The organism is Bacillus sp. JJ634, assembly GCF_036962285.1.
Lineage (GTDB): Bacteria > Bacillota > Bacilli > Bacillales > DSM-1321 > Peribacillus > Peribacillus asahii_A.
In genome coordinates, this window is sequence record NZ_JBALMU010000236.1 from 184 (window position 1) to 992 (window position 809).

The following is an 809-nucleotide window of genomic DNA, read 5'->3' on the forward strand; positions in this document are numbered from 1 at the left end:
GCGAGATGGATTGACGTATCAACATCACGACATCAATTAAAACTTTTTGATGGAAACAGACTTATAAAAACTTACCCAATTGCAGTTGGAAAAATATTATCACCAACACCTTCCGGGACATACACGATTATCAATAAACAGCCTAGCCCCGGCGGACCATTTGGAGTGCTTTGGATGGGATTATCAAGGCTCCACTACGGTATACACGGAACAAATAATCCAGCTTCAATCGGTAAGAATGTCTCACATGGATGTATTAGAATGTTTAATCATGATGTTCTAGACTTATCATCTAGAGTTCCAATTGGTACTGGGGTTTCCATTCATAAATAAATCGGTTAACCTTGCTCCTTTGCTGCGTAGTTTTGGTCTACTCTCCGCTTTCAAACTTCAAGCAAGCATTCATAAACACTAGCACTTTTTATCCAGCAATCAATATATGAACGAATGACATATACTGAAACTAACCTACTTGATAAGGAGGGCATCCTTTTGGATACTGTACTTGCTGTTTTTAGAAATAAAGGAATTATGTGGGTGATTTGCTCAGTTATTGTTTGTGTTTCCATATACGGATTCATATCATTCGACTATTTTTTAAAGTAATCACTACATAACTGGTCTTCTTTTCCTTATAGATAAGGAGACTGGTTACTGATTAAAGAATCAAACTATTAAATAAGTCACTAGATTTTCAAGAAGCCAGCCAAAATACAAGTAAAATATTTGGAGATATGAAACCTACAAAGGTAATAAAAAAGCCCCGATACTAGTAGTATCAAGGCTTTTAGTTGATTAATACATTGTCA

Annotated in this window: 1 protein-coding gene; it reads left to right on the top strand. The window is 35.6% G+C overall.

Annotation, left to right across the window (positions count from 1 at the left end; genetic code table 11):
* Positions 1-333 (top strand): L,D-transpeptidase (locus tag V7068_RS22455; RefSeq protein ID WP_499714638.1); only part of this gene is annotated, 333 nt, incomplete at its 5' end.
* Between the last annotated feature and the right edge of the window lie 476 nt (positions 334-809).